Genomic DNA, 19480 nt, shown 5'->3' with positions numbered 1-19480 from the left:
GACACGCCGCAGCCGTCCGGGGCGGGCTGAGGAGAACTCGCATGGATCGATCGCCGACTCCGGGCTGCGCGATGCGCCGGAACTCGTGCAGAGCGTGCTGGATGACTACGGTGGGCCACGCGCAACGCGCTGGAGCGGTACCTCCCGGCTCCGGCAACCGGCCCTACCTCGACGATCTCCTCTGCGACTATCTGCGCCGCGGCGGCAAGATGATGCGGTCCAGCCTGCATCGCCACCGTACGGCCTTTCGGCGTACGGATCCAGTACGTGCTGCCTTCCGCGGTGGCGATCGAGTTGCTGCACAACGCCATGCTGATCCACGACGACATCGAGGACGGCAGCGAGAGCGCGCGGGGGGGACAGCCGGCCCACCGCAAGCACGGGCTTCCTCGCGCTGAATGCCGGCGATTCGCTGGAGCCTGTTGAGCTTGAAGCCCCTGCGCGAGAACGTCGGGTTGTTGGGGTCGCGGGTGCTCGCGATGCGCATCTTCGCTACGAAACCGAGCGCATGGCGTGGGAGTCTGCCGAGGGACAGGCACTGGAGCTGGGCTGGCGCCACGACAACCGGATGGACGTGACCGACGACGACTACCCCACGATGATCCTCAAGAAGACCTGCCGGCTTGCCACCATCCATCCGTGCCGGGTCGGCGCGCTGATCGGAACGCGGGGCGATACCGATCTCGACGCTCTTCCGCTTCGGCTTTTCTGGCGCGTTCCAGATCACCGACGACGTCCCGAATCTCGCTAGGGCGACCACCGCTACGGCAAGGAGATCGACTGCGACCTGTGGAAGGCAAGGCACGCTGATGGTCGTGCATGGCGCTTCCGCGCGGGCACCGAAGCAGAACGGATCGCCGTGAGGGACATGCTGGCGGTTCCAGAGAGACGGCGCACGGCGGAGCAGGTGTCCTGGCTGTGCGCTGATCGAGCGCACGGGGCGCTCGATTACGCCGCGACACGGCTCGCGGGCTCTGCCGGTGCGGCGCTGCAGAATCAGACCCTCTTCGAAGCCCTGGCGCGTCGCGGACCGCGAGTTCGTCCGCGGCATGGGGACGTGGGTGCTGGCGAGGACGCACTGATGAAGAACGCGGTGCTCATCTATGGCGCCACCGGCTACGACCGGCCGGTTGATCGCCTTGCGCGCGCGCGACCGCTGACTTTGCCGATCAACGTTCCGCCTCGCCCCCGCACCTGGACCCGGCCGCCCCGTCTCGGCGGACGCGACGCCAGAAACTCGAGGCGCTGGCAAAAGCCGCTCGATCTGCCCTGGGTCGCCGCATCGCTCGACGACAACGCTGCGATGGACGCCGCGCTTGCGGACGTGGCGGTCGTCGTCAAGTGAAGCCGGCCCCTTCGGCACGACCGCCTCGAAGATGGTCAAGGCGTGTCTGCGCAACCGCGTCCACTACCTCGATCTGTGCGGCGAGTTCGGTGCGTTCCGGCAGGTCGACGACTACAACGTCGACGCCGTTCAGCGTGGCGTGATGCTGATGCCGGGCGCGGCTTTCTGGTCACCGGCTCCGACTTTCTCACGGCGAGGCTCGTTCGCCGGCTGCCCGGCCTCGCACCTGCGCGTGGCGTTGTCCGCCACGGGAATGCTCTCGCGCGGTTCGTTCGCCACGCTGCTCGATTCCACGCGCGAAGGCATGTCGGTCCGCCGGGCGGGCGGCTCGTGTCCGTCGCGGCCGGACGGATGGAGCGCACGTTTCATTTCTCGCCCGATGGCCGGTCGGACCTCGGCCACGCACGGTCGTGCGCCTGCCCGATCTCCTGACTGCCGTCGCCACGGCCGCCGCGGGCGGGGCCAGCTGGAGAACGTGGAAACCTACGCCGAGGCCGAGGGCCTGCGGCGAGCCTGGTATCAGGCGGCCAGCCTCGCGGCGCTGCCCTGCAGACGTGGCCGCTCAGCAGATCGTGCAGGCACAGATCGGTTTTGCTGCCGGAGGCGTTGCCGGCGGGCCGGGACCGCACGCAGATCGTGGTGGTGGAAGGCGAGGACCGCTACGGCGGCCTGCGCCTGCGCTCGCGTCTGAGGCGCCCGACCCGTATGCGTTCAGCGCGTGGAGCGCGGTCCATCTGGTCGAGTCTGTGCTCGGATCGTTGCGCGACCGGGGCTCGGCGCCGCCGGGGCTTCGCACGCCTGCCGGGCACGTTCTTCGACGAACTCCCGCAAGGCCATGGGCGCTTGGTGACTGCGCCATCGTCGGCGACGTACTGGAGAGCGGCATGGGCGCGAGATCCCATGGCTGAATCCGGCGCGATGGCCACGCTGCTGGAGCTGCGCTCGGTCGCCGTGAACAGTTTCCGTGTGGCGGGGACTGCCGCTGCCCTGCAGACGCTCGTGGACCGGTCGGTGAATGCGGCCTCGGATGGGAGGCCGGCTGGCCGTCCCTCGCCGGACGTCTGGCTGCACTACGTGGACGGCACGGTGGAGAGCGGACCGCGCTGGCCGGATGCGTCCTGCCGGTGCTGTTCGTGGCCATCCCGGTCCGCCGGGAGTCGGACGGACAGGATGCGATGTACTGCCCCTATGTCTTCGTCGACCGCAACTGCGCGCTTCTGTCCCGCTTCCGCCAGGATCTCGGCTATCCGGCCTGGGCGGAAGATCGACGTGACCCACGCCGCAGGCCGCACACGGATCGTGGTCCGCACCGATGTCTATGGCGGCCCGGCGACCCGGCGCCCCACTTCGACACGGAGATCCTGACCTCTCGATTTCGCGCGCCATCCCGCGGCCGGATCACGCACGCTGTCCTGGCAGTACCCGACCACGGGACTGCTGCAGTTCCGCGAAAGCTCCACGACCGACCGGGCCGTGCTGCACTCGCCGGTGTATCTGTCCTGGGAAGGCAACGTCGCCTCGGACGAGAATCGTCGGACATCATCGTCACGGCCGTTCCCGGGTTCCGCAACATCGACCTCGCCTCCGACCTGGGACTCCGCCTCCGGCCCCAGGCGCTCGCGCCGGACACGTGCGCTCGGAGGCGCCGAACGGATCCTCTGCACAGGCCCCTACGACCTGCGCGCCGCGACGCCGCCGATTCCGCAGCCCGTGCCCTTCGTCGAACCTCGCATCGATCCGCGCGCACCTGCTCCCTTTGCGTTCGAGGACGTTTCCTGATCACCGGCTTTCAGGTGACGGCCGATCCCGAGCGGCTCCAGTTCCTGGTGGATGCGCTGCTCAACAGTTGCGAGGAACTGGGACAGCCACGGCAGTACTTCCCGCTACCGCGTCGCGACGGCCGAAGTGGTGATCGAGTGGCTCCGCTACGGCGCCATGCGGTCCGTGGGACCGCCGACCGAGTGGCGCAATCCCGAGGACTACACCACGCAGCACGAACTGGCGATCCGGATCCTCGTGGGCAAGACCGAGGAGGACAGCAACGCCGCCGAGGCGCCGCAGGTGATTCTGCCCGTTCCTGTTCGTGGACAACTGGACGTCCATGGTGAGCGGCCGCGAAGTCCTCCGGACTGGAAGCGCATCGCGCAGTTCGACTCTGGTACGCACACCGCGTTCGATGGCACGACGGAACGGCGGCTCACGGTGGACGAGCCGTCATTCGGCTCGATCTTCTCGTTCGAGCACGCACAGACCCCTGCTCATCAGGGCCGGTGGCATCGGCCGCAGGGGAGCCGCGGGCATCGCGGTGGCGTGCTGCCTTGGGGCCAGCACGATTTCACCCTCGCCGGTTTCCGCCGGGAATTTGCGCGGCACTGGTTCAGCCTGGGCGGGCAGCAGTTCGGCATGATCCAGCGCCGCCTGTGCCCGCGTCCGGACGGACTGGAGCCGCTGCGTGACTGGATCCAGATGAACTACCGCGTCCAGTCGTTCCAGGTCGCGCTTCCGTCCGGTCCGGCGCAGGTGCGCTGGGGAACCTCCACGATCCCGAACTGGCGGCGCTCCTGCAGACCTTCGCCGAAGCGACCGGGACCGGGCCTCTCCATGGCGTGGACGAATCCACGGGACGCTTCGATCTCACGCAGGTGCTGGGCGTGCAGGGCGGGGGGTGACATCCTGTTGCCGCCGTCGGGCTGGTACCAGTCCAACGGCAGCTTCCGGCTGGATGTGATCGACAGGATGGCGTGAGCACAGGCCGGCCAGACGGGCAGCTGCGCAAGCCGAAGGCAACAATCCGTGGGCGATCCGTAGGTCGGGCGGGGGCACAATGCGCACGTGGCTCCCAGGCGCTCCCCGTTGGCAAAACTGACCCGGCCGTTGCTCTACGGGGCGATTGACCGCGAGCGGCTGTTCGCGCGGCTGGACGCGGAGCGTGGGCACCGGCGTGTCATCTGCATCGTCGGTCCCCCGGGTGCCGGCAAGACCACGCTCGCCGCGAGCTGGCTGGACGCGAAACGGCTGCCCGGACTCTGGTACCAGGTGGACGCTGGCGATTCCGACCCTGCGACCTTCTTCCACTACCTCGCCGAGGCCTCCAGGGAATTTCCATCCGGTGGCCGGTCGGCGCTCCGGCGCTCACGTCCGAGTACGCCTCCGATCTTCCGGGGTACAGGCGGCGATTCTTCCGACAACTTTTCGGCCGCCTGCCGGGGACGCCGTGCTGTCTTTCGACAACTATCAGGAGGTCGGCCCCGGCGATCCGTTGCTCGAGCACGTCACAGCCGCGTTCGAGGAGATGCCGCCCGGGATGACGCTGCTGGTGATCTCGCGCCGCGATCCGCCCGAGTGCTACGCGGCCGTTGAACACGTCTGGTGGCCAGCGAGCACGTCGGGTTCGTCGACTGGAACGAGCTGGCATTGTCCCCGGCCGAAACGCGACAGATCGCGGCCGCGCGGATTTCCGGCCTCACCGAGGACGATCTCGAGTCCATGCACCATCAGTGCGGAGGCTGGGCGGCGGCCTCACGCTCATGCTGGAACACCGACGCCGGGAAGGCGCCGTGCAGTCTGCCGTGCGCGCAGACCGGGAGGCCACCTTCGCGTACTTCGCGGATCAGATCTTCCAGAAGTTCGACGAACCCACGCGGCGATTCCTGGTAGCGACGGCGTGCCTGCCCCAGGTGATCGTCGCCATCGCTCGGGACCTGACGGGCGATGCCGATGCGCGGGAGCGGCTCGAGGATCTGTGCAGGAAGAATCTCTTCACGCATCGCCGGCCGGGAACCGGGCCCGTCTACTGGTACCACGCCTTGTTCCGCGATTTTCTGTCGAGTCGTGCCGCCCGTGTTCTCGGCGAGGCCGGCGCCGCGGGAGGTCCGCGAACGCGCGGCGAGGCTGCTGGAGGCGCGCGGGCTCCACGATGCGTTTACCCTGTTCTCCGCCTCGGGGGCGTGGCGCGCGGCGTCCCGCCTGATCGAGAACCACGCGGAGGATCTGTTGTCCCGGGGCCGGGAGGTCACTCTGAGAGAGTGGATCACCGCGCTGCCGCAGGACAAGGTCCAGCACCCAGCCGTGGTTGCGGTACTGGCTGGGATCTCGCTCGTCGCCGCGGACCAGGCCTCGGCACGTGCCCATCTCGAGGCGGCGAGCGAAGCGTTCGTCGCAGGCGGCGACATTCTTGGGTCAGGCGCTCGCCGCGGCTGGAATGATCGACACGTACTATTTCGCGTGGTCGAACTTCCGGCCGATGCGCCCTGGGTGGACTCCTCATTCCGTTGCTCGATCGCCTGCAGCTTTCCAGGCGGACGGGCGGCACGAACTCAAGGTCTACGGCAGCCTGCTCGTGGAATTCTCACGCGGCGCCGGACCTGGCCGCGCGCGACGGCATCGTCACCCGCGTGACCGAGATGCTCGACGAAGAGATCGGCGTCGTGCGCAAGCTGACTGCCGCGCTTGCCCTGCTCACCTACTGCAACATCGCCGCGGATTCGCGGCGTGGCCTGAGGGCCGTCGAATGCGGGGCGGCCCTCGTCGAACACCCCGACGTCGCCCCCTGTGTTGAGGGTGTGGTGGCACACCCGCCACGGCTATCACCTCAACCTGCTCGGCCGCTTCGAGGAAGCCGGACTCGAACTGTGCCGCGCGGATGGCGCTGCCAGCGGAACACGGCCTGCAGCACTTGCGTGCCCGGGATGCCCTCGGCGCGAGCTACCGTCAATGCGTCGCCTGTTCGCGCCACGACGTCGCCGGCACCGAACGGCTCCACAAGCGATTCCAGTCTCTGACCGACAATGCGCTGCCCATGCTCGCGTTCCATGGCCACCAGTCGTTGTGCTACGTGAGGCGGTCCGCGAACGGTGGGACCGGGTCGCAGTGCACGCAAGAGAGCTCGCGTCGCCGCGGCGACGGGCATGCGCTATCTCGAAGTTCTGAGTGCCGCCCACGAAGTCGATGCTCTTGCCATCGCCGGCTCCCGGCCGGCACTGGCCGAGGCGCTTGCCCGCATGCGGAGACTTGCCGGGGGCTCGTGCTTCGAACACTTTCTGCACGAGGCGGCGCTGCTGGAGGCGCTGGATGACCTCCAGTCGGGCGACGACCCTGCCGGCGACCGGCTGCGTGCGGCCCTGCGTCGGGCACGCGCGGATGGATTCCTGTACACGAATCTGTTCCGCTGGAGCCGGGCCCTGAGGATGCTGCTGGGACGGGCCCTCGAACTGGACATCGAACGCGACTACGTCCTCGGGTGATCCAGCGGTTCGGCATCCGGGCACCGGCCGGTGCCGCCGCGGCTCGCTGGCCTGGCCCGTGAGTGGTCACCCTGGGCGCGATTTCGCCATCGAGTGCAACGGCGAGCCTCTGCGGTTCCACGGAAAAGATGCCCCGCAAGCCGCTCAATCTCCTCAAGGCCCTGGTCGCGGCCGGCGGCGACGAGGTGCCCTCCGACCGGCTCGCCGACTGGCTGTGGGAGAACGACGACGCGGACGGTGCCCGGAAGTCGCTGGAGGTCACACTCATGCGGCTTCGCCGGCTGCTGGGACGCAATGACGCGCTGATCGTCAGTGACGAGCGCGTCAGCCTCAACCGTGACGTGTGCCGGGTCGACGCGGATGAGTTCGAATCGCTGGTGGAGCAGATTCCGATCGCCGTGGAGGCCGGACCGGATACCGACCGGCTGCTCGAGGCGGCCTTGACCTCGTGCACCGGGGAATTCCTGCCCGCCGATACGGATCTACCCTGGACCGTCCGGCGACGCCTCAGGATCCGCGGACTTCACACCCGCATCGTGGAACTCCGCGGCCGCCGGGAGGAGGACGCCGGGCGGTTGGATTCCGCGTTGGCGGTCTACGAGCGCGGCCTTGGCATCGACCCGCTCATCGAAGCGTTCTACCAGGGGGCGATGCGATGTCTTCTTGCGCAGGGCCGGCTGGCCGAAGGGCTCAACGTGTTCCGCCGCCTCCGCCAGACGCTGTCGGTGGTCCTCGGTGTCGAACCTTCCGCATCGAGCGAGTCTCTGTCCCGCGCGTTGAGAGCGTCCGGGACACGGGCCGCGGATCCAGATCTCCGGGACAGCGCGCCGCGCCTCTTGGTTACCTTGTCCGCCGCGGGCAGCAGCGTCCAGCTTTTTCCGTGCGGACTTCGCATGCGTGGGCGATCGGTGGGTGAAGGGGCGGGAAACTTCCTTCTGTCGCGAAGCCGGCGACGCAACTTCAATCTGGAAGGAGGCAGACATGGACGGCAAGAAAGTGTTGGCAGGATCCTCGCGCTCGCCATCGGGATCGTGCCGGTCGCGTCGGACGCCCTGGCGGGCGAGCGGGCGTGTTCGGGCCACGCCGTGCTCAACAATACGAAGTTCCACGAGGTCAAGGCCCCGAGGGTCACCCTTACAAGGCGGCATGGTCGGGTGAGCAGGAAGGGCTGATCTTCCACAATGGCGGCGGCGCGAAGCTCGACCGTCTCCTCGATCGGGGCCCACTACATCGTCCAGTTCGTGGGCGACGCGGGCACCGCGTCCGGCTACTACATGAAGACCTTCACGACCTCCGATGGGCACAAGCTCTATGCACGGTGCGACTGGAAGGGCAACGACCACGGATCGTCCGGGGTCGTCACCCTGCTCGGCGGTTCCGGCCCCTTCAGCGGGATCAAGGGCAAGGGCAAGTTCAACTTCGTGTCTGTCTCGCCGGTCGTGAACTGGGACGATATCGAGTGGGAGTGGGAAACGCCTTGACCGTTCTGCGCCGCGGAACGGGCCCGGCCATGCGCACCGACATCTGCATCGTCCACGTCTACCGCCACGACGCCGATGGCGGGCAGTGCGCGCTGGCCGGGCTGGTGGAGTTCGTTCAGGGTGGCAAGCCGCGCCCGTTTCGCGACCGCGACGAACTCTGGCAGGCGCTCGTCGCCGGTCCGGCGGGCCCTGCTCGCCAGGGCGCCAAGAGTTCCCCGGGTGGCGTCAGAGTCCGTTGCCGGCGTTCTTGAGTCGGCCGTGAATCCGCGTGGAATAATCCGGACTTCCGTCCGGTGCCGGCACTCGTTCGTCACGGCAAGACATGGTGCGATCCTCCCCCCTGCTGGCGAAGCTCGCGCGGCCGAAGCTGAAGCAGCCCGTGCGCCGCCTGCGATTGTTCGAACGCCTCGACTGCGCGCGGTCCGATTCGAGATCCGTCTTCGTGGCCGGTCCGCCGGGCGCCGGCAAGACGACGCTCGTCGCTTCGTGGCTGGATGCCCGCGGGGTGGAAGGCCTCTGGTACCGCGCCGATCCGGCCGACCGGGATCCGGCGACGTTCTTCCACTACCTTCGGGACGCGGTGCTCGGCGGTTCGCGCCGCCGCGTCCGGACGCTGCCTCATCTGACACCCGAGTACCGGTCCGACGTGGCGGGATTCGCACGCCGGTTCTTTCGGGACATGTTCCGGCAACTGCCGGAAGGCTCCGTGTTCGTCCTCGACAATTTTCAGGACGCCGGCGGCGTCGCCGTGATGGAGCGGGTCTTCGCCGAACTGCTCTACGAGGCGTGCGGCGGTTCGATCGTGGTCGTCGTTTCGCGGGAGGAGCCGCCTGCGCCTCCTTCGCGCGCCCGAGCGGAGGAAACGCTGCTGCGTGTCGATCCGGCCGAGCTTCGCCTCACGGTCGACGAGGCCCGGGAGGTCGCGCGCGGGCGCTTCGTGGGCACGGACGAGGCGCTCGCCGCACTCGTGCGGCAGGCCGACGGCTGGGCTGCGGGGCTCACGCTGCTGCTGGAGAGCGCCGGACGCCCGGGCTGGGCCGTGGGCTCGTACCCGGCGATCACCCGTGGCGAGGTGTTCGGCTACCTGGCGACCCAGGTGTTCGAGCACATGACCGAAGAAGAGCGCAGTTTCCTGCTCGCCACGGCCAGGCTGCCGCCGTTCAGTGTGGCCATGGCCGAGGCGCTGACGGGCAACGCGCGGTCGGGAGAGATCCTCTCCTCGCTGTACCGTCGTCATCTGTTCGTGCACTGCACGGGAGATTCGGAGCGCTACTTCCAGTACCACGGCCTGTTCCGCGGCTACCTGCAGCATCAGGGCGACGCGGCGATGACGGCGCAGCGGTGCGGGCGATGCGGCAAGGGACGCGGCGGCCGTGTGCATGAACCACGGTCACGCCGAGCAGGCGATCGACCTCTTCATCGAGGCAAAGCGTGGCCGGCCGCGGTCCCGGCGCTGGAAGAAGTGATGCACGAGTGTCTGCGACAGGGCAGGCACGACCAGATCGCCGCTTGGATCGGGCGCCTCCTGGGGCCATCTCCGACAGGCTCGCCCGATCCAATACGCCCACGGCATCGTCGCGGCGATCGACGATGCCGCCGCGCGCCCGGGCTCATCGCGGCGGCCCACCGCCGATTCGTGGACGCGGACGACATCGTGGGGAGCCCGCTGCGCATGCGCCATGATCGAGATCATCTTCCACGCAAACCGCCGATCACAGGGCCATGCTTCCCTGGATCGACGAACTCGCCCGGATACTCGAAAGCGGGTTCCGCTCCACCGACTCCGATCTCATATTGCGGTGCCACGCCTCGCTGCTCCTCGCGCGCCTCTTCGCCCGGCCTGACCACCGGCTCGAGGACTCTGCGACGGCGGCGCTGGCGCTGCTGCCAGTTGCTGCCTCGACGCGGCCAGCGGCTGCTCGCGACCACCTATCTCACCATCTACGCAACCTTTGCGGGGCGGTTCGATCTGACGCCGGCGCTCGAGCGCAGGGCGATCAGCCTCGTTGGTCAGGCGGAGGTGACAGCCTACGGCCGGGCCCATTGGCACCTCTGGAAGGCCTACATGCTCCGCCTCGCGGACGCTACGCCGACGCTGTCGATTCGGCGGGAAAGGCCGATGCGATTGCGGCGACGGAGGGTTTCGGGCAGATCGCGTTCCTGGCTGCGTACTTCGCCAGCGGCGCGGAAGCCTCGCGGGGAAGGCTCGAGGCTGCGGCCGCGCTGGAAGCTCGTGCCGAAGCATCGGTGGACTCGTCAAAACCGCTGCAGGTAGCTCTTCTCAGCGCCTGTTCGGCGTGGCTCGCGCTGTATCGCCAGGATGGCTGGCAAGCCCGGCGTTGCGGCGAACGTGCCATGTCCGTTGCAAGAACGCTCAGCGCTCCGTCCTATCGCATCCACTATGGCATTCCGTTCGTCTATGGTCTGGCTGAGACCGGCGCGTTGAACGAGGCGCGCGAGGTGCTGGAGGAACAGCGACGTGCGATCGCCGGCACCGCGCTGACGTGTTTCGATCCCTTGCTTCTGGCGGTGGAAGCGCGCATCGAGGAACTCGACGGAAATGTCGACAGATCGATCGTTCTGGTACGGGCGATGTGGCGGTGTGCGGTGTCGACGGGACACGGCGACTATCTGCATTGGGTCAAGCCATGGGTTGTCCGCTTTGCCGATCTCGCGCTACGGGAAGACGTGGAGACCACGTATGTCGTCAGGCTGATCCACCGCCACGGCTGGCAGGCCGGACCGGGCTGTTCGGAATGCTGGCCGTGGCCGGTCAAGATCCATGCGCTGGGGCGATTCACCTTGCGGGTGGGCGGAGAAGTGCCCCGTCACGGCAGGAAGGCGCCGAGGCGGCCCTGGAACTCTTGCGTCTGCTGATCGCGCTGGGCGAAGAAGGCGTTCCCGAAGCGGCTGTCCTGGACTGTCTGTGGCCACAGGAAGAAGCAGATCTTGCGCACAAGGCGTTCGCCGCGGCGCTGCACCGGCTGAGATCGCTGCTCGGTCGCACGGACGCCGTTGAACTGAGCGGAGGACGACTCACGCTGAATCCTGGGATCGTGTGGACCGACGTGCGGGAATTCCGGCAGCTGGCCGACGGCTGCCTGGACAATCACGAGAGTGAGGAAGGCCTCGAGGTCGCACCCCGTGCCCGACACCTGTACCGAGGCGCATTCCTGCCGGACGAGACCGATGCCGGGTGGGTACTGAAGCACCGCGAGGCGCTGCGCGAGCGCTTCGTCCGCTTGGTCGAACGTACGGCAAGGATGTTGGAGGACCGATCGCGTCACGAGGAGGCCGGCCAGTGGTACGAGCACGGCATCGCCGTCGACGAACTCGTGGAACGGTTCCATCAGGGACTGATGCGCTGCCTGTCGTTCCAGGGGCAAGTCTCGGAAGTGGGGAGGGTGTACCGGCGGCTGCAGCGAACGCTCGCGCGTGCGTTCGGACGGACACCGTCGCCAGAGAGCGAGGGCTTGTACCTGGCATCGCTGATCACACGGTCGCTCCCGCCTCCAGAGGTCTGAGGCCGCACCCCCCAATCGGTATCCAAACGGTATCCGTCGAAACGGCATAGTCGGAGCAACTTTTTCGAATGCCCCGTCGAGGAGAACGACATGCCCTTCAAGAATCTGGTTTCCCCGCTGATTGCCGCAACGGTTCTGCTCGGCCCGCACGCGAGCCTGGCGGGACAGACCTTTCCCATGACCGTGACCGCAGTGCACAAACCGGAGAAGTTCGAGCAGATAGGCAAGGACGAGAAAAACGGCCGGCTGACCTTTTTCTCGCTGAGCAAGGCAGTGGATCGCGAATTGCGGGGCAAAGGCCTCTGGGCCGATTCCAGCAGGACCGCGACGGCGTACTGGGACATGGCAGGCGGCTACGGGACAGGACGCGGGTTCTCCAGGACGGAGAAGTCCGGGGGCAGTGTCCTGGTCGAGTGGAACGGCGTCTGCTATCCCGCCGGGGAGGCGGGCGGCAAGCCGGTCACCCATTGCAGCGGGGGATGGTTCGTCGTTCCGGGATCGGGATCCGGCCCGTTCTCCGGATTGGCTGGCGGCGGCACCTGGACTGGCACGGGGACCGCAGACGGCGGTTTCCTGGAGGAATGGTCGGGCCTGATGGAACAGTGATCGTGGCTCGACGGAACGCAAATCTTTCGTTTCCGCCAATCCGTAGGAGAACGGTATGTGACGCGCAGGTAGGATGAGAGTCGGCTTCACTGCACGGATGCGGGATGTCGCCTGCCAGGAGAAGGCTCTCGAAGCTCACAAGGCCGCGCCTGCACGCTCCGGTCGTCAGGGAACGGCTGTTCCGGCGGCTGGACGATCTGCGGGCAACTGCGCCGGTCTGGATCGCAGGCCCTCCGGGAGCGGGCAAGACGGCTCTGGTGTCGAGCTACCTCGAGGCAGCTCGTGCCGGTGTTCTTTGGTACCAAGTCGATCCCGCCGACTCCGATCCGGCGACGTTCTTCTATTTCCTGAGGGAACTCGTCCTGGTGAACACGCCGCGGCGTGGCAGGGCGCTGCCGTTGTTCACTCCCGAATATCTGCCCGATCTGCGCGGTTTCGCACGCCGATTCTTTCGCGAGGCCTGTCTCAGGATGCCAGCCGGGACCGTCCTTGTGCTGGACAACCTCCATGAACTGGCTGCCGATTCTCCGGTTCATTCCGCGCTCGTCGCATTCGTCGAGGAATTGCCCGAACACGCGGGCATCCTGGCCATCAGCCGGACGGATCCGCCACCCGCGTTCGCGGAGTGCATTTTGAACTCGAGACTTTCGATCCTGTCCTGGAACGAGCTGAGACTGTCCGCGGAAGAAGGCGAAGCTGTCGCGGTGGCCGCGGGCTTGCAGAACATTGCGCTTGCACGTCGATTCCACGAGCAGACCGATGGATGGTTCGCCGGGTTCTCGCTGCTGCTGGAAAGGGCGCGCGCCGCTACTCCGAGCCGCGTGGCGGTCCGTGCCGATGCGATGGAGACGGTGTTCGACTACTTCTCCCAGGTCATCTTCGAAAGGGTGCCGGCCACGGTCCAGCACGTGCTCCTTGTCGCGGCCTTGCTGCCGGTCGCGGAGGCTGCGCTCGTGAGCCGGCTCGCAGAGACCTCGGAAGCGCTGAACGTGCTCGAGAGCCTGTATCGCCGGCACCTGTTCCTCGAGCGGACCAGCAGCGACACGCCGACCTACAGACTGCACGCTCTTTTCCGGGCTTTCCTTCGGCATCGATCCCTGTCGGTCATGACACCAGCAGAGCGGCAAGCCATCGCAAGACATGCGGCGGCCGCATTCGAGGAGGCTGGCCGGATGGAGGACGCATTCACCACCTGGGTGGACGCGGAAGATCTACCCCAGGCGGTGCGTCTGATGGCCACCGCCGCGCCCGGTCTGCTGGCTCAAGGCCGATGGCGCACCGTGCTGGAGTGGACCGATATCGCATCGGAACGAGGTGCTGTTCTGGAGCCGTGGCCTCTTTACTGGCGTGGCCGCGCCATGGTGTTCTCCAACCGCGGCGCCGCAAGCGAGCTTCTCGACATGGCCTACCGCGCGTTCCGCGATGCGGCCGACCCGGCGGGTCAGATCATTTGTGCTGCGGGCGTGCTGGAGGTGCTCTATCTGATCTTTCGCGATTTCCTCGCGATGGACCCATGGATAGAGGTGATCGCCGCTCTATTGGACGCTTCCGGTCTCGTACTTGCACCCGCTGACGAACTGCGCGTCAACGCGTCATTGCTGATGGCGGCCAGCTACCGCAATCCGGATCACCCTGCCCTGCCGCGCGCACTGGAAAGGGTGCGCCATTTGCTTCCCAAGGAACGTGACCCCAATTTGGCAGTTTCCGTGGCCAGCGTCCTCCACGGCTACGAAAACACGTCGCTCGACGTTTCGGCAGCGGACCTCGCCATGCAGATCGCCAGGCCGTTGCTCGGCAATCCCGAATTGCTCGCCATCAACGCTGGCCATTACCTGGCGATGGAGGGATATACGCACTACATGCACGGCCGGTACGACCAGTCGCTTACAGGTCTGGACGACGCGGAGAACCTGATCGCAGGCCTGGGGTTCGCGGAACTGGAGATGAACGTGAGCACCTGGCGGGCGCTTTGCCTGAGACGGGACGGCAGGCTGGACGAAGCCGAAGCGACGATCCGGAAAATGGACTCTGCATCCGGGGCCATCGATACCTGCTTCGCTCCGCGGTTTTTCATAAAGAGCTGTGTGGCATTCGACCGCGGGCGGCACCTGGAAGCGGTGGATCTCGCCAGGCGGGGCTGGGCGGTCGCCGAGTCGGGAGGACAGTACGTCGGCATCATGCTCGTGGGAACGGTCACTTCCAACATACTGGTCGGATCGGGCGCCTGCGAGCTTGCAGAGGAATTCCTCGTACGCATGCGTGCGCACGTCTCGGGCCCGGTCACACGTCACTATCTCTGCGCCATCGAGATGAACGAAGCGTGGCTCGAGCATCGGCGTGGACGAGAGGAATCCCGCGATGGCCATCTGCGGCAGGCACTGCGTCGCGCCAGCGATCCACGCGCGCGCGAGCGTTTGCGCTGGTACGGGAATGCGCTCTCCGAACTCCTGCCGGTCGCGCTCGAACGGGGGATCGAAGCAGACACCGCGCGCGAGATCGCTCTCGCGTTCGATGTTCGTCCGGGCCGCCTCTGGCTGGAATCCTGGCCGTGGCGACTCAGGGTATACGTCATGGGGAGGTTCGAGGTGTGGGTGGACGGACGGCCTGTGGAGTTCGGCCGCAAGGCGCCCCGCAAGACCCTGGCGCTGTTGAAGGCCGTCATTGCCTTCGGCGGTCGGGATGTCCCGGAGGATCGGCTCGCGGACGCCCTGTGGCCCGGCGAGGAGGCGGATGCCGCACGGCAGTCGCTGGGGGCGGCACTGCACCGTCTTCGCCGCTGGCTCGGCAATGCCGATGCGATTCGCCAGAGTGGAGGAACGCTCTCGGTCGATCTGCAGATCTGCTGGATCGACGCCGTGGCCCTGGAAGGCACGGTATGCCCGGAGAGAAGCGCCGATGAGACCGCCCGCCTGTTCCTGCGTCACTATCGCGGCCCGCTTCTCGCAGGGGACCAGGGGGAGCCATGGACGCTTCCCCTGCGCGAGCGCCTTCGCGGGAGGTTCATCCGGGTCGTTGAACGCGTCGCAGGACTGCGGGAGCGCGAGCAGGACTTCGAGGGTGCGGCCGCACTCTACGAGCGAGGACTCGATGCCGACATGCTCGTGGAATCCTTTCATCAGGGGCTCATGCGCTGCCATCTCGCGCTTTGCCGGCACGCGGAGGCCGCAAGCGCGTACCGCCGACTGCAGAGAACGCTTTCGCAGACGCTCGGAGTCGCGCCATCGGACGAGAGCCTTCGTCTCCTCGGCCTCGCAATCCGTACCGAATAAATAGCTGCCGTCCCCCTAAGCTGGCTTTGCGTCGAAGGGAGACGGAAATCATGCGCCTGCCGCGAATCTACATCGTCCGCATCTATCGTCACGGGTACCGATTCTTGACGGGAAGTGTCGAGGATGCCGAGCGCGCCGGCGTGCGTGGCTTCAGAAGTCTGAGGAGACTGGGCGAACTGTTGCGTGCGCCCATAGAACCGCGATCCGGACCCGATGGCGCAGACGACTCCGACGAATCGACACGAAAGGGAGGTTGAGCCATGAAAACATTTCTGTTCAGGGCAACAGCAGGTTTCGCAGTGGCAGCGGCATGTGCGGGCGCTTCGGCGGATACGCTGCCGCGCTCGGGCACGATCGCCTATCACACGGGATGGAAATTCTCAGGTGGCGTCCTGAACGTGGCCGACAAGCACGTACAGGGTCACGGAACCGTGTCAGGCGTCACGTTCAATGACAAGGGAAGCGGACCGCTCCACCAGGGACCGGCCAACTGCTTCGATGTGTTCTTCCTGATCGAAGGCAGGGGCAAGGACAAGGGGTTCTGTACGTTCAGCGACGCGGACGGCGACCGCATCTTCACCGAGTTCACCGGCACGCTCGTACCCGAGGGCGGCGGAAGCGGGACCAACGAGATCGTGGGCGGTACGGGCAAGTACACAGGCATCCAGGGAAGCGGTCCGTGGAAGTGCAAGCCTGCAGGAACGGGAGGTGAACTCCACTGCAACCAGCGGCTGGACTATCGTTTGCCTTGATCAAGGCTGCGCCGGGCCGCATCCTCCGATGGACTGGAGAACGTGGTCCGACGCCGTTCCGTTTTCAGTACTCGGCGATTCGTGCGGTTCCACCGCCAGCGGGTCAGGGATTCTCGATCTACGCGATGTGCTCGCCGGCAAGTTCGGCTGCAGCGATCGCCATGTCCGGGCAGATTTCCGTATATCCGGCCAACGGCCTCAGTACTCGCTCGAGGTATTCGCGGGCTGCGGCGTCCGGCTCGAGCCGGTACAGCGCGGTGGCCGACCGCAATTCGAACAGCCTCGTGCCCTGTTCCGCCGCAATGCGCAGCGACTCGCGCAGCGCTTCGGCCGCTGCGCCGCGTTCTCCGCGGGTCAGCGCCACATCCGCCTTCAACCGCAGCAGGTCGGCGTCCATGTAGCGCTCCCTCGACTCGGCGGAGGCGGCAAGACCTTCGTCGATGGCGGCGGCCGCTTCGACGGCATGTCCGAGCGCCAGCCGCGTGCGGGCGATCCAGGCCTTGCAGAACGGCGTGCTGAGTTTCGCGCCGCCGGCGAGCCACGCGGCAAACGTGCCTTCCAGCATGTCCACCGCACCCTGGGCGTTCCCCGTGGCCGTCATCGCACAGCAGAGCTGGATCGTGCCCACGCCCAGCCAGATCATGAAACCGCGTTCCTGCGAGATCGCAAGACACTGCTGTGCGTGATTGAGCGCGAGCAGCGGATTGCCCAGGAGATTCTCCAGCATGGCGCAATAGCCCCGTGCATAGGCCATCTCGAAGGGCCGGTTCAGGCGCTGCGCCAGCTCGATCGCTTCATCGGCCGTCCTTCTCGCTTCGGGCAGACGGCCCTGCAGGCACTGCGCGTGGGAAAGCAGGCACAGCGACGCGATGCACGGATCCTGGGCGGACGGATAGACGAGCTTCTCTCCGTCGGCGTTGCGGTAGATCTCGATGGAACGGGACAGCAGTTCGACGGCCTTGTCCAACTGCCCGAAGTAGTAGAGCACATAGCCCAGCGCCGAATAACCTTCCACGAGGTAATCGGGGCGGGCCGTCTCCTCGCCCAGCCGCACGCACTGCAGGGCCAGTTCGTGCGCCGCCGTGAGATCGGTGCGGACGATGTAGAACGTGCACAGGCCGCGGATCACCGGGAACAGTTCGGCGACGTCGCCCATCATGTGGCATAGCTCCCGGGCGCGGCGATAGGCCGTTTCTACCCCCGGTGCCGCGTAGCCGCGCCATGCGGACAGGGCCAGCCCCAGTTGCACCTGGAGTTCCAGTTCCAGCCCCAGGCGCTCCGGGGTGACGGGCAACAGGGCCAGTTGCGTCAGCGCCGCCTCGAAGTGCCGGCTCGCCTCGGCGTTCGCCGCGCGGCTGGCGGCGCGCAGCCCGGCGCGTCTCCAGTACGGCACGGCGTGGGGCGCGTCGGCGGCCTGGGTGAAGTGGTGGGCCAGGAGTTCGGGCGCGCTCTCGGCCGTCTCGGGGAAGCGCGCCTCGATCGCTTCGGCGATCCGGCCGTGCAGCCGCTGGCGGGTGGCGCGAAGCAAGGTCCCGTAGGCGGCATCCTGGATGAGCGCGTGGCGGAAGCGGTAACTTCCGCCATCGGCATCCGAGATCGGCTGGACCAGTTCGGCATCGTCCAGCCGGGCGATCGCGTCGTCGATCTCCACGCTGCCTGGCTGCACCACGGCGGCCAGCAGGTCCCGGGAAAAATCCCGCCCGATCACTGCGGCGACCTGCGCAATCTCCTTGGCGCCGGACAGCCGGTCCAGGCGCGCCATGAGCAGATCCTGCAGGGAACTGGGCACGATGACCTGCGTGCGTCCCTGCGCTGAATCGAGCGCCCCTCCCTCCAGCACCGCGTGCGTGATCTCCTCCACGAACAGGGGAACGCCGTCGCTGCGATCGACGATCTGGGCCAGCACTTCGTCCGGCATGCTGCGGTCGGCGGCGAAGTGGTTGACGATGGTGACGCGGCTGTCTCGATCGAGACGGTTCAGCGGCAGGCGCGTGAGCCGGGGGCTTTCGGACCAGCCGGATTCGAACTCCGGACGCGAGGTCGCGATCAGCAGCACGCGATGGCCCGGAAGGGCCGCAATGAACTGACCCAGCAGATCGAGGGTGGTGGGGTCGGCCCAGTGCAGATCCTCCACGAACATCACGACCGGCCGGTCCTTGGAAAGTGTGAGCGGCCAGTTGCGGAGGATCTCCAAGGTCTTGTCGCGACGCCTTTCGGGCGTGTCCGCTGGTACCGGATAGGCGCTGCCTTCGAGAGGAATCGACAGAAGGGTGCCGAGATAGCTGACCGCCTGCGCCGTATCCACGGCGGTCGGCAGGCGCTCCAGAAAGTCCGCAAGCTTCTGCAACTTCACCACCGGCGCGTCTTGGCGCGTGAATCCCGCCGCGAATTCGATCTGGCTGATCACCGGGAACAGCGCCGTGTTGGCCGTGTGCGGAGTGCACGAATAGCGCAGGAGCCACTGCGGTTCGTTCTCGATCTGCTGCAGGAAGGCTTCCGCCAGACGCGACTTGCCGATGCCGGCCTCGCCACGGATCTCGACGATCTGCCCGCTGCCCGCCGCGGCCTTCGCCCATAGATCCTGCAGGGTGGCCGCTTCGGCGTCGCGTCCCACCAGCGGCGCACTGCCGTGGCGCTGTCGCTGCGCCTTGAACCGGCTCACGACATGCTGTTCTGCCGCCACGTGCCAGACCCGCTGCGGTTCCGAGAACCCCTTCATCGGGTGCAGCCCGAGGTCCTGGCAATCGAAGAGATTCCCGAGGAGCAGCCGGGTGCTGTCGGCCACGAGCACTTGCCCGGGCTGAGCGACGGCCTGCACGCGGGCCGCGAGGTGGGCGGTGATTCCGGACACCGCCTGTTCGCGCGCTGCGCCCTCCCCCAGGACGTCCCCGATCACGACCATCCCCGTGGCGACGCCCACGCGCACGCGGATGCCGATACCCGGCATGGGCTCCAGTCTGGCGACCGCCTCCACGATCTCCAGCGCGGCCCTCGCCGCGCGCTCGGGGGCGTCTTCGCTGGCGTGGGGGTAGCCGAAATACAGAAGCATGCCGTCGCCCATGTAGCGGGCGACCAGTCCCTCGTGGCGGGCGACGATGGCGCCGGCCGTGGAGAAGAACGCGCCGAGCACTTCGCGCAGATCCTCCGGGTCGAGCCGGGAGGCGAGTGCGGTGGAGTCCACCACGTCGCAGAACGCGATGGTGGCCTGGCGACGCTCGGGGCTCGCGCCGACGGCACGGGCTTCCGGTGCTGGATTCATG

General features: G+C 67.2%; 20 protein-coding genes. 16 read left to right on the top strand and 4 right to left on the bottom strand.

Annotated elements, in window-relative coordinates; all coding sequences use genetic code 11:
* Positions 1-267 precede the first annotated feature (267 nt).
* From IPK20_25745 to IPK20_25735, 3 genes are all read left to right on the top strand, one after another.
* On the top strand, positions 268-426 hold the full coding sequence (locus IPK20_25745) for a polyprenyl synthetase family protein (protein MBK8019757.1): 159 nt from the start codon (positions 268-270) through the stop codon (positions 424-426).
* The gene (locus IPK20_25740; protein ID MBK8019756.1) at positions 395-751 is read left to right on the top strand and encodes a polyprenyl synthetase family protein; all 357 of its coding nucleotides are present in this window, start codon (positions 395-397) and stop codon (positions 749-751) included. Before IPK20_25745 ends, IPK20_25740 begins: the two co-directional genes overlap by 32 nt.
* Before the next feature lie 330 nt (positions 752-1081).
* On the top strand, positions 1082-1345 hold the full coding sequence (locus IPK20_25735; protein ID MBK8019755.1) for a hypothetical protein: 264 nt from the start codon (positions 1082-1084) through the stop codon (positions 1343-1345).
* Positions 1346-1474: 129 nt separating this feature from the next.
* Here IPK20_25735 and IPK20_25730 read toward each other — a convergent pair whose 3' ends face one another.
* The gene (locus tag IPK20_25730; GenBank protein ID MBK8019754.1) at positions 1475-1714 is read right to left on the bottom strand and encodes a hypothetical protein; all 240 of its coding nucleotides are present in this window, start codon (positions 1712-1714) and stop codon (positions 1475-1477) included.
* A gap of 531 nt (positions 1715-2245) precedes the next feature.
* Here IPK20_25730 and IPK20_25725 point away from each other — a divergent pair.
* Positions 2246-2710 (top strand): hypothetical protein, encoded by a 465-nt coding sequence (locus tag IPK20_25725; GenBank protein ID MBK8019753.1) that lies wholly within the window; start codon positions 2246-2248, stop codon positions 2708-2710.
* Between the two features lie 465 nt (positions 2711-3175).
* Complete coding sequence (locus IPK20_25720) at positions 3176-4090, top strand: hypothetical protein (GenBank protein ID MBK8019752.1); 915 nt, start codon at positions 3176-3178, stop codon at positions 4088-4090.
* A gap of 749 nt (positions 4091-4839) precedes the next feature.
* Here IPK20_25720 and IPK20_25715 read toward each other — a convergent pair.
* Entirely contained in the window at positions 4840-5112 is a 273-nt protein-coding gene (locus IPK20_25715) for a hypothetical protein (protein ID MBK8019751.1), read from the bottom strand.
* A gap of 73 nt (positions 5113-5185) precedes the next feature.
* Here IPK20_25715 and IPK20_25710 point away from each other — a divergent pair, with 73 nt between their 5' ends.
* Positions 5186-5743 (top strand): hypothetical protein, encoded by a 558-nt coding sequence (locus IPK20_25710; GenBank protein ID MBK8019750.1) that lies wholly within the window; start codon positions 5186-5188, stop codon positions 5741-5743.
* A gap of 193 nt (positions 5744-5936) precedes the next feature.
* On the opposite strand, the gene IPK20_25705 is transcribed toward IPK20_25710, so the two are convergent.
* On the bottom strand, positions 5937-6158 hold the full coding sequence (locus IPK20_25705) for a hypothetical protein (protein ID MBK8019749.1): 222 nt from the start codon (positions 6156-6158) through the stop codon (positions 5937-5939).
* 94 nt (positions 6159-6252) lie between these two features.
* Between IPK20_25705 and IPK20_25700 the strand changes: the two genes are divergently transcribed.
* From IPK20_25700 to IPK20_25655, 10 genes are all read left to right on the top strand, one after another.
* On the top strand, positions 6253-6588 hold the full coding sequence (locus IPK20_25700; protein ID MBK8019748.1) for a hypothetical protein: 336 nt from the start codon (positions 6253-6255) through the stop codon (positions 6586-6588).
* A gap of 128 nt (positions 6589-6716) precedes the next feature.
* Positions 6717-7760, top strand: coding sequence for a hypothetical protein (locus IPK20_25695; GenBank protein ID MBK8019747.1), 1044 nt, complete (start codon positions 6717-6719; stop codon positions 7758-7760).
* Positions 7761-7769: 9 nt separating this feature from the next.
* The gene (locus IPK20_25690) at positions 7770-8069 is read left to right on the top strand and encodes a hypothetical protein (protein ID MBK8019746.1); all 300 of its coding nucleotides are present in this window, start codon (positions 7770-7772) and stop codon (positions 8067-8069) included.
* Positions 8066-8320, top strand: coding sequence for a hypothetical protein (locus IPK20_25685; protein ID MBK8019745.1), 255 nt, complete (start codon positions 8066-8068; stop codon positions 8318-8320). Before IPK20_25690 ends, IPK20_25685 begins: the two co-directional genes overlap by 4 nt.
* Before the next feature lie 71 nt (positions 8321-8391).
* The gene (locus IPK20_25680; GenBank protein MBK8019744.1) at positions 8392-10344 is read left to right on the top strand and encodes a hypothetical protein; all 1953 of its coding nucleotides are present in this window, start codon (positions 8392-8394) and stop codon (positions 10342-10344) included.
* Positions 10345-10424: 80 nt separating this feature from the next.
* On the top strand, positions 10425-10946 hold the full coding sequence (locus tag IPK20_25675) for a hypothetical protein (GenBank protein ID MBK8019743.1): 522 nt from the start codon (positions 10425-10427) through the stop codon (positions 10944-10946).
* Positions 10934-11593 carry a hypothetical protein gene (locus IPK20_25670; protein ID MBK8019742.1) on the top strand — a complete coding sequence of 220 codons (660 nt, stop codon included), beginning with the start codon at positions 10934-10936 and terminating at the stop codon, positions 11591-11593. The genes IPK20_25675 and IPK20_25670 overlap by 13 nt, the downstream gene beginning before the upstream one ends.
* Positions 11594-11683: 90 nt before the next feature.
* Complete coding sequence (locus IPK20_25665; protein MBK8019741.1) at positions 11684-12199, top strand: hypothetical protein; 516 nt, start codon at positions 11684-11686, stop codon at positions 12197-12199.
* A gap of 104 nt (positions 12200-12303) precedes the next feature.
* On the top strand, positions 12304-15468 hold the full coding sequence (locus IPK20_25660; protein MBK8019740.1) for a hypothetical protein: 3165 nt from the start codon (positions 12304-12306) through the stop codon (positions 15466-15468).
* A gap of 260 nt (positions 15469-15728) precedes the next feature.
* A complete protein-coding gene (locus IPK20_25655) occupies positions 15729-16220 on the top strand; it encodes a hypothetical protein (GenBank protein MBK8019739.1) in 492 nt (163 codons plus the stop codon).
* Positions 16221-16338: 118 nt separating this feature from the next.
* On the opposite strand, the gene IPK20_25650 is transcribed toward IPK20_25655, so the two are convergent.
* Complete coding sequence (locus tag IPK20_25650; GenBank protein MBK8019738.1) at positions 16339-19479, bottom strand: AAA family ATPase; 3141 nt, start codon at positions 19477-19479, stop codon at positions 16339-16341.
* Position 19480 lies beyond the last annotated feature (1 nt).

Source organism: Betaproteobacteria bacterium (genome assembly GCA_016713305.1).
GTDB lineage: Bacteria > Pseudomonadota > Gammaproteobacteria > Burkholderiales.
This window is presented reverse-complemented; position numbering and strand designations above follow the sequence as displayed.

Excerpts from the sequence above, each read along its gene's own strand:
- IPK20_25675 (MBK8019743.1), top strand. The coding sequence starts at position 10,425 with ATGTCCGTTGCAAGAACGCTCAGCGCTCCGTCCTATCGCATCCACTAT.
- IPK20_25665 (MBK8019741.1), top strand. The coding sequence starts at position 11,684 with ATGCCCTTCAAGAATCTGGTTTCCCCGCTGATTGCCGCAACGGTTCTG.
- IPK20_25680 (MBK8019744.1), top strand. The coding sequence starts at position 8,392 with ATGGTGCGATCCTCCCCCCTGCTGGCGAAGCTCGCGCGGCCGAAGCTG.
- IPK20_25720 (MBK8019752.1), top strand. The coding sequence starts at position 3,176 with ATGCGCTGCTCAACAGTTGCGAGGAACTGGGACAGCCACGGCAGTACT.
- IPK20_25700 (MBK8019748.1), top strand. The coding sequence starts at position 6,253 with ATGCGCTATCTCGAAGTTCTGAGTGCCGCCCACGAAGTCGATGCTCTT.
- IPK20_25715 (MBK8019751.1), bottom strand. The coding sequence starts at position 5,112 with ATGCGTGAAGAGATTCTTCCTGCACAGATCCTCGAGCCGCTCCCGCGC.
- IPK20_25695 (MBK8019747.1), top strand. The coding sequence starts at position 6,717 with ATGCCCCGCAAGCCGCTCAATCTCCTCAAGGCCCTGGTCGCGGCCGGC.
- IPK20_25725 (MBK8019753.1), top strand. The coding sequence starts at position 2,246 with ATGGCTGAATCCGGCGCGATGGCCACGCTGCTGGAGCTGCGCTCGGTC.
- IPK20_25705 (MBK8019749.1), bottom strand. The coding sequence starts at position 6,158 with ATGGAACGCGAGCATGGGCAGCGCATTGTCGGTCAGAGACTGGAATCG.
- IPK20_25650 (MBK8019738.1), bottom strand. The coding sequence starts at position 19,479 with ATGAATCCAGCACCGGAAGCCCGTGCCGTCGGCGCGAGCCCCGAGCGT.
- IPK20_25690 (MBK8019746.1), top strand. The coding sequence starts at position 7,770 with ATGGCGGCGGCGCGAAGCTCGACCGTCTCCTCGATCGGGGCCCACTAC.
- IPK20_25735 (MBK8019755.1), top strand. The coding sequence starts at position 1,082 with ATGAAGAACGCGGTGCTCATCTATGGCGCCACCGGCTACGACCGGCCG.
- IPK20_25660 (MBK8019740.1), top strand. The coding sequence starts at position 12,304 with ATGTCGCCTGCCAGGAGAAGGCTCTCGAAGCTCACAAGGCCGCGCCTG.
- IPK20_25730 (MBK8019754.1), bottom strand. The coding sequence starts at position 1,714 with ATGAAACGTGCGCTCCATCCGTCCGGCCGCGACGGACACGAGCCGCCC.
- IPK20_25655 (MBK8019739.1), top strand. The coding sequence starts at position 15,729 with ATGAAAACATTTCTGTTCAGGGCAACAGCAGGTTTCGCAGTGGCAGCG.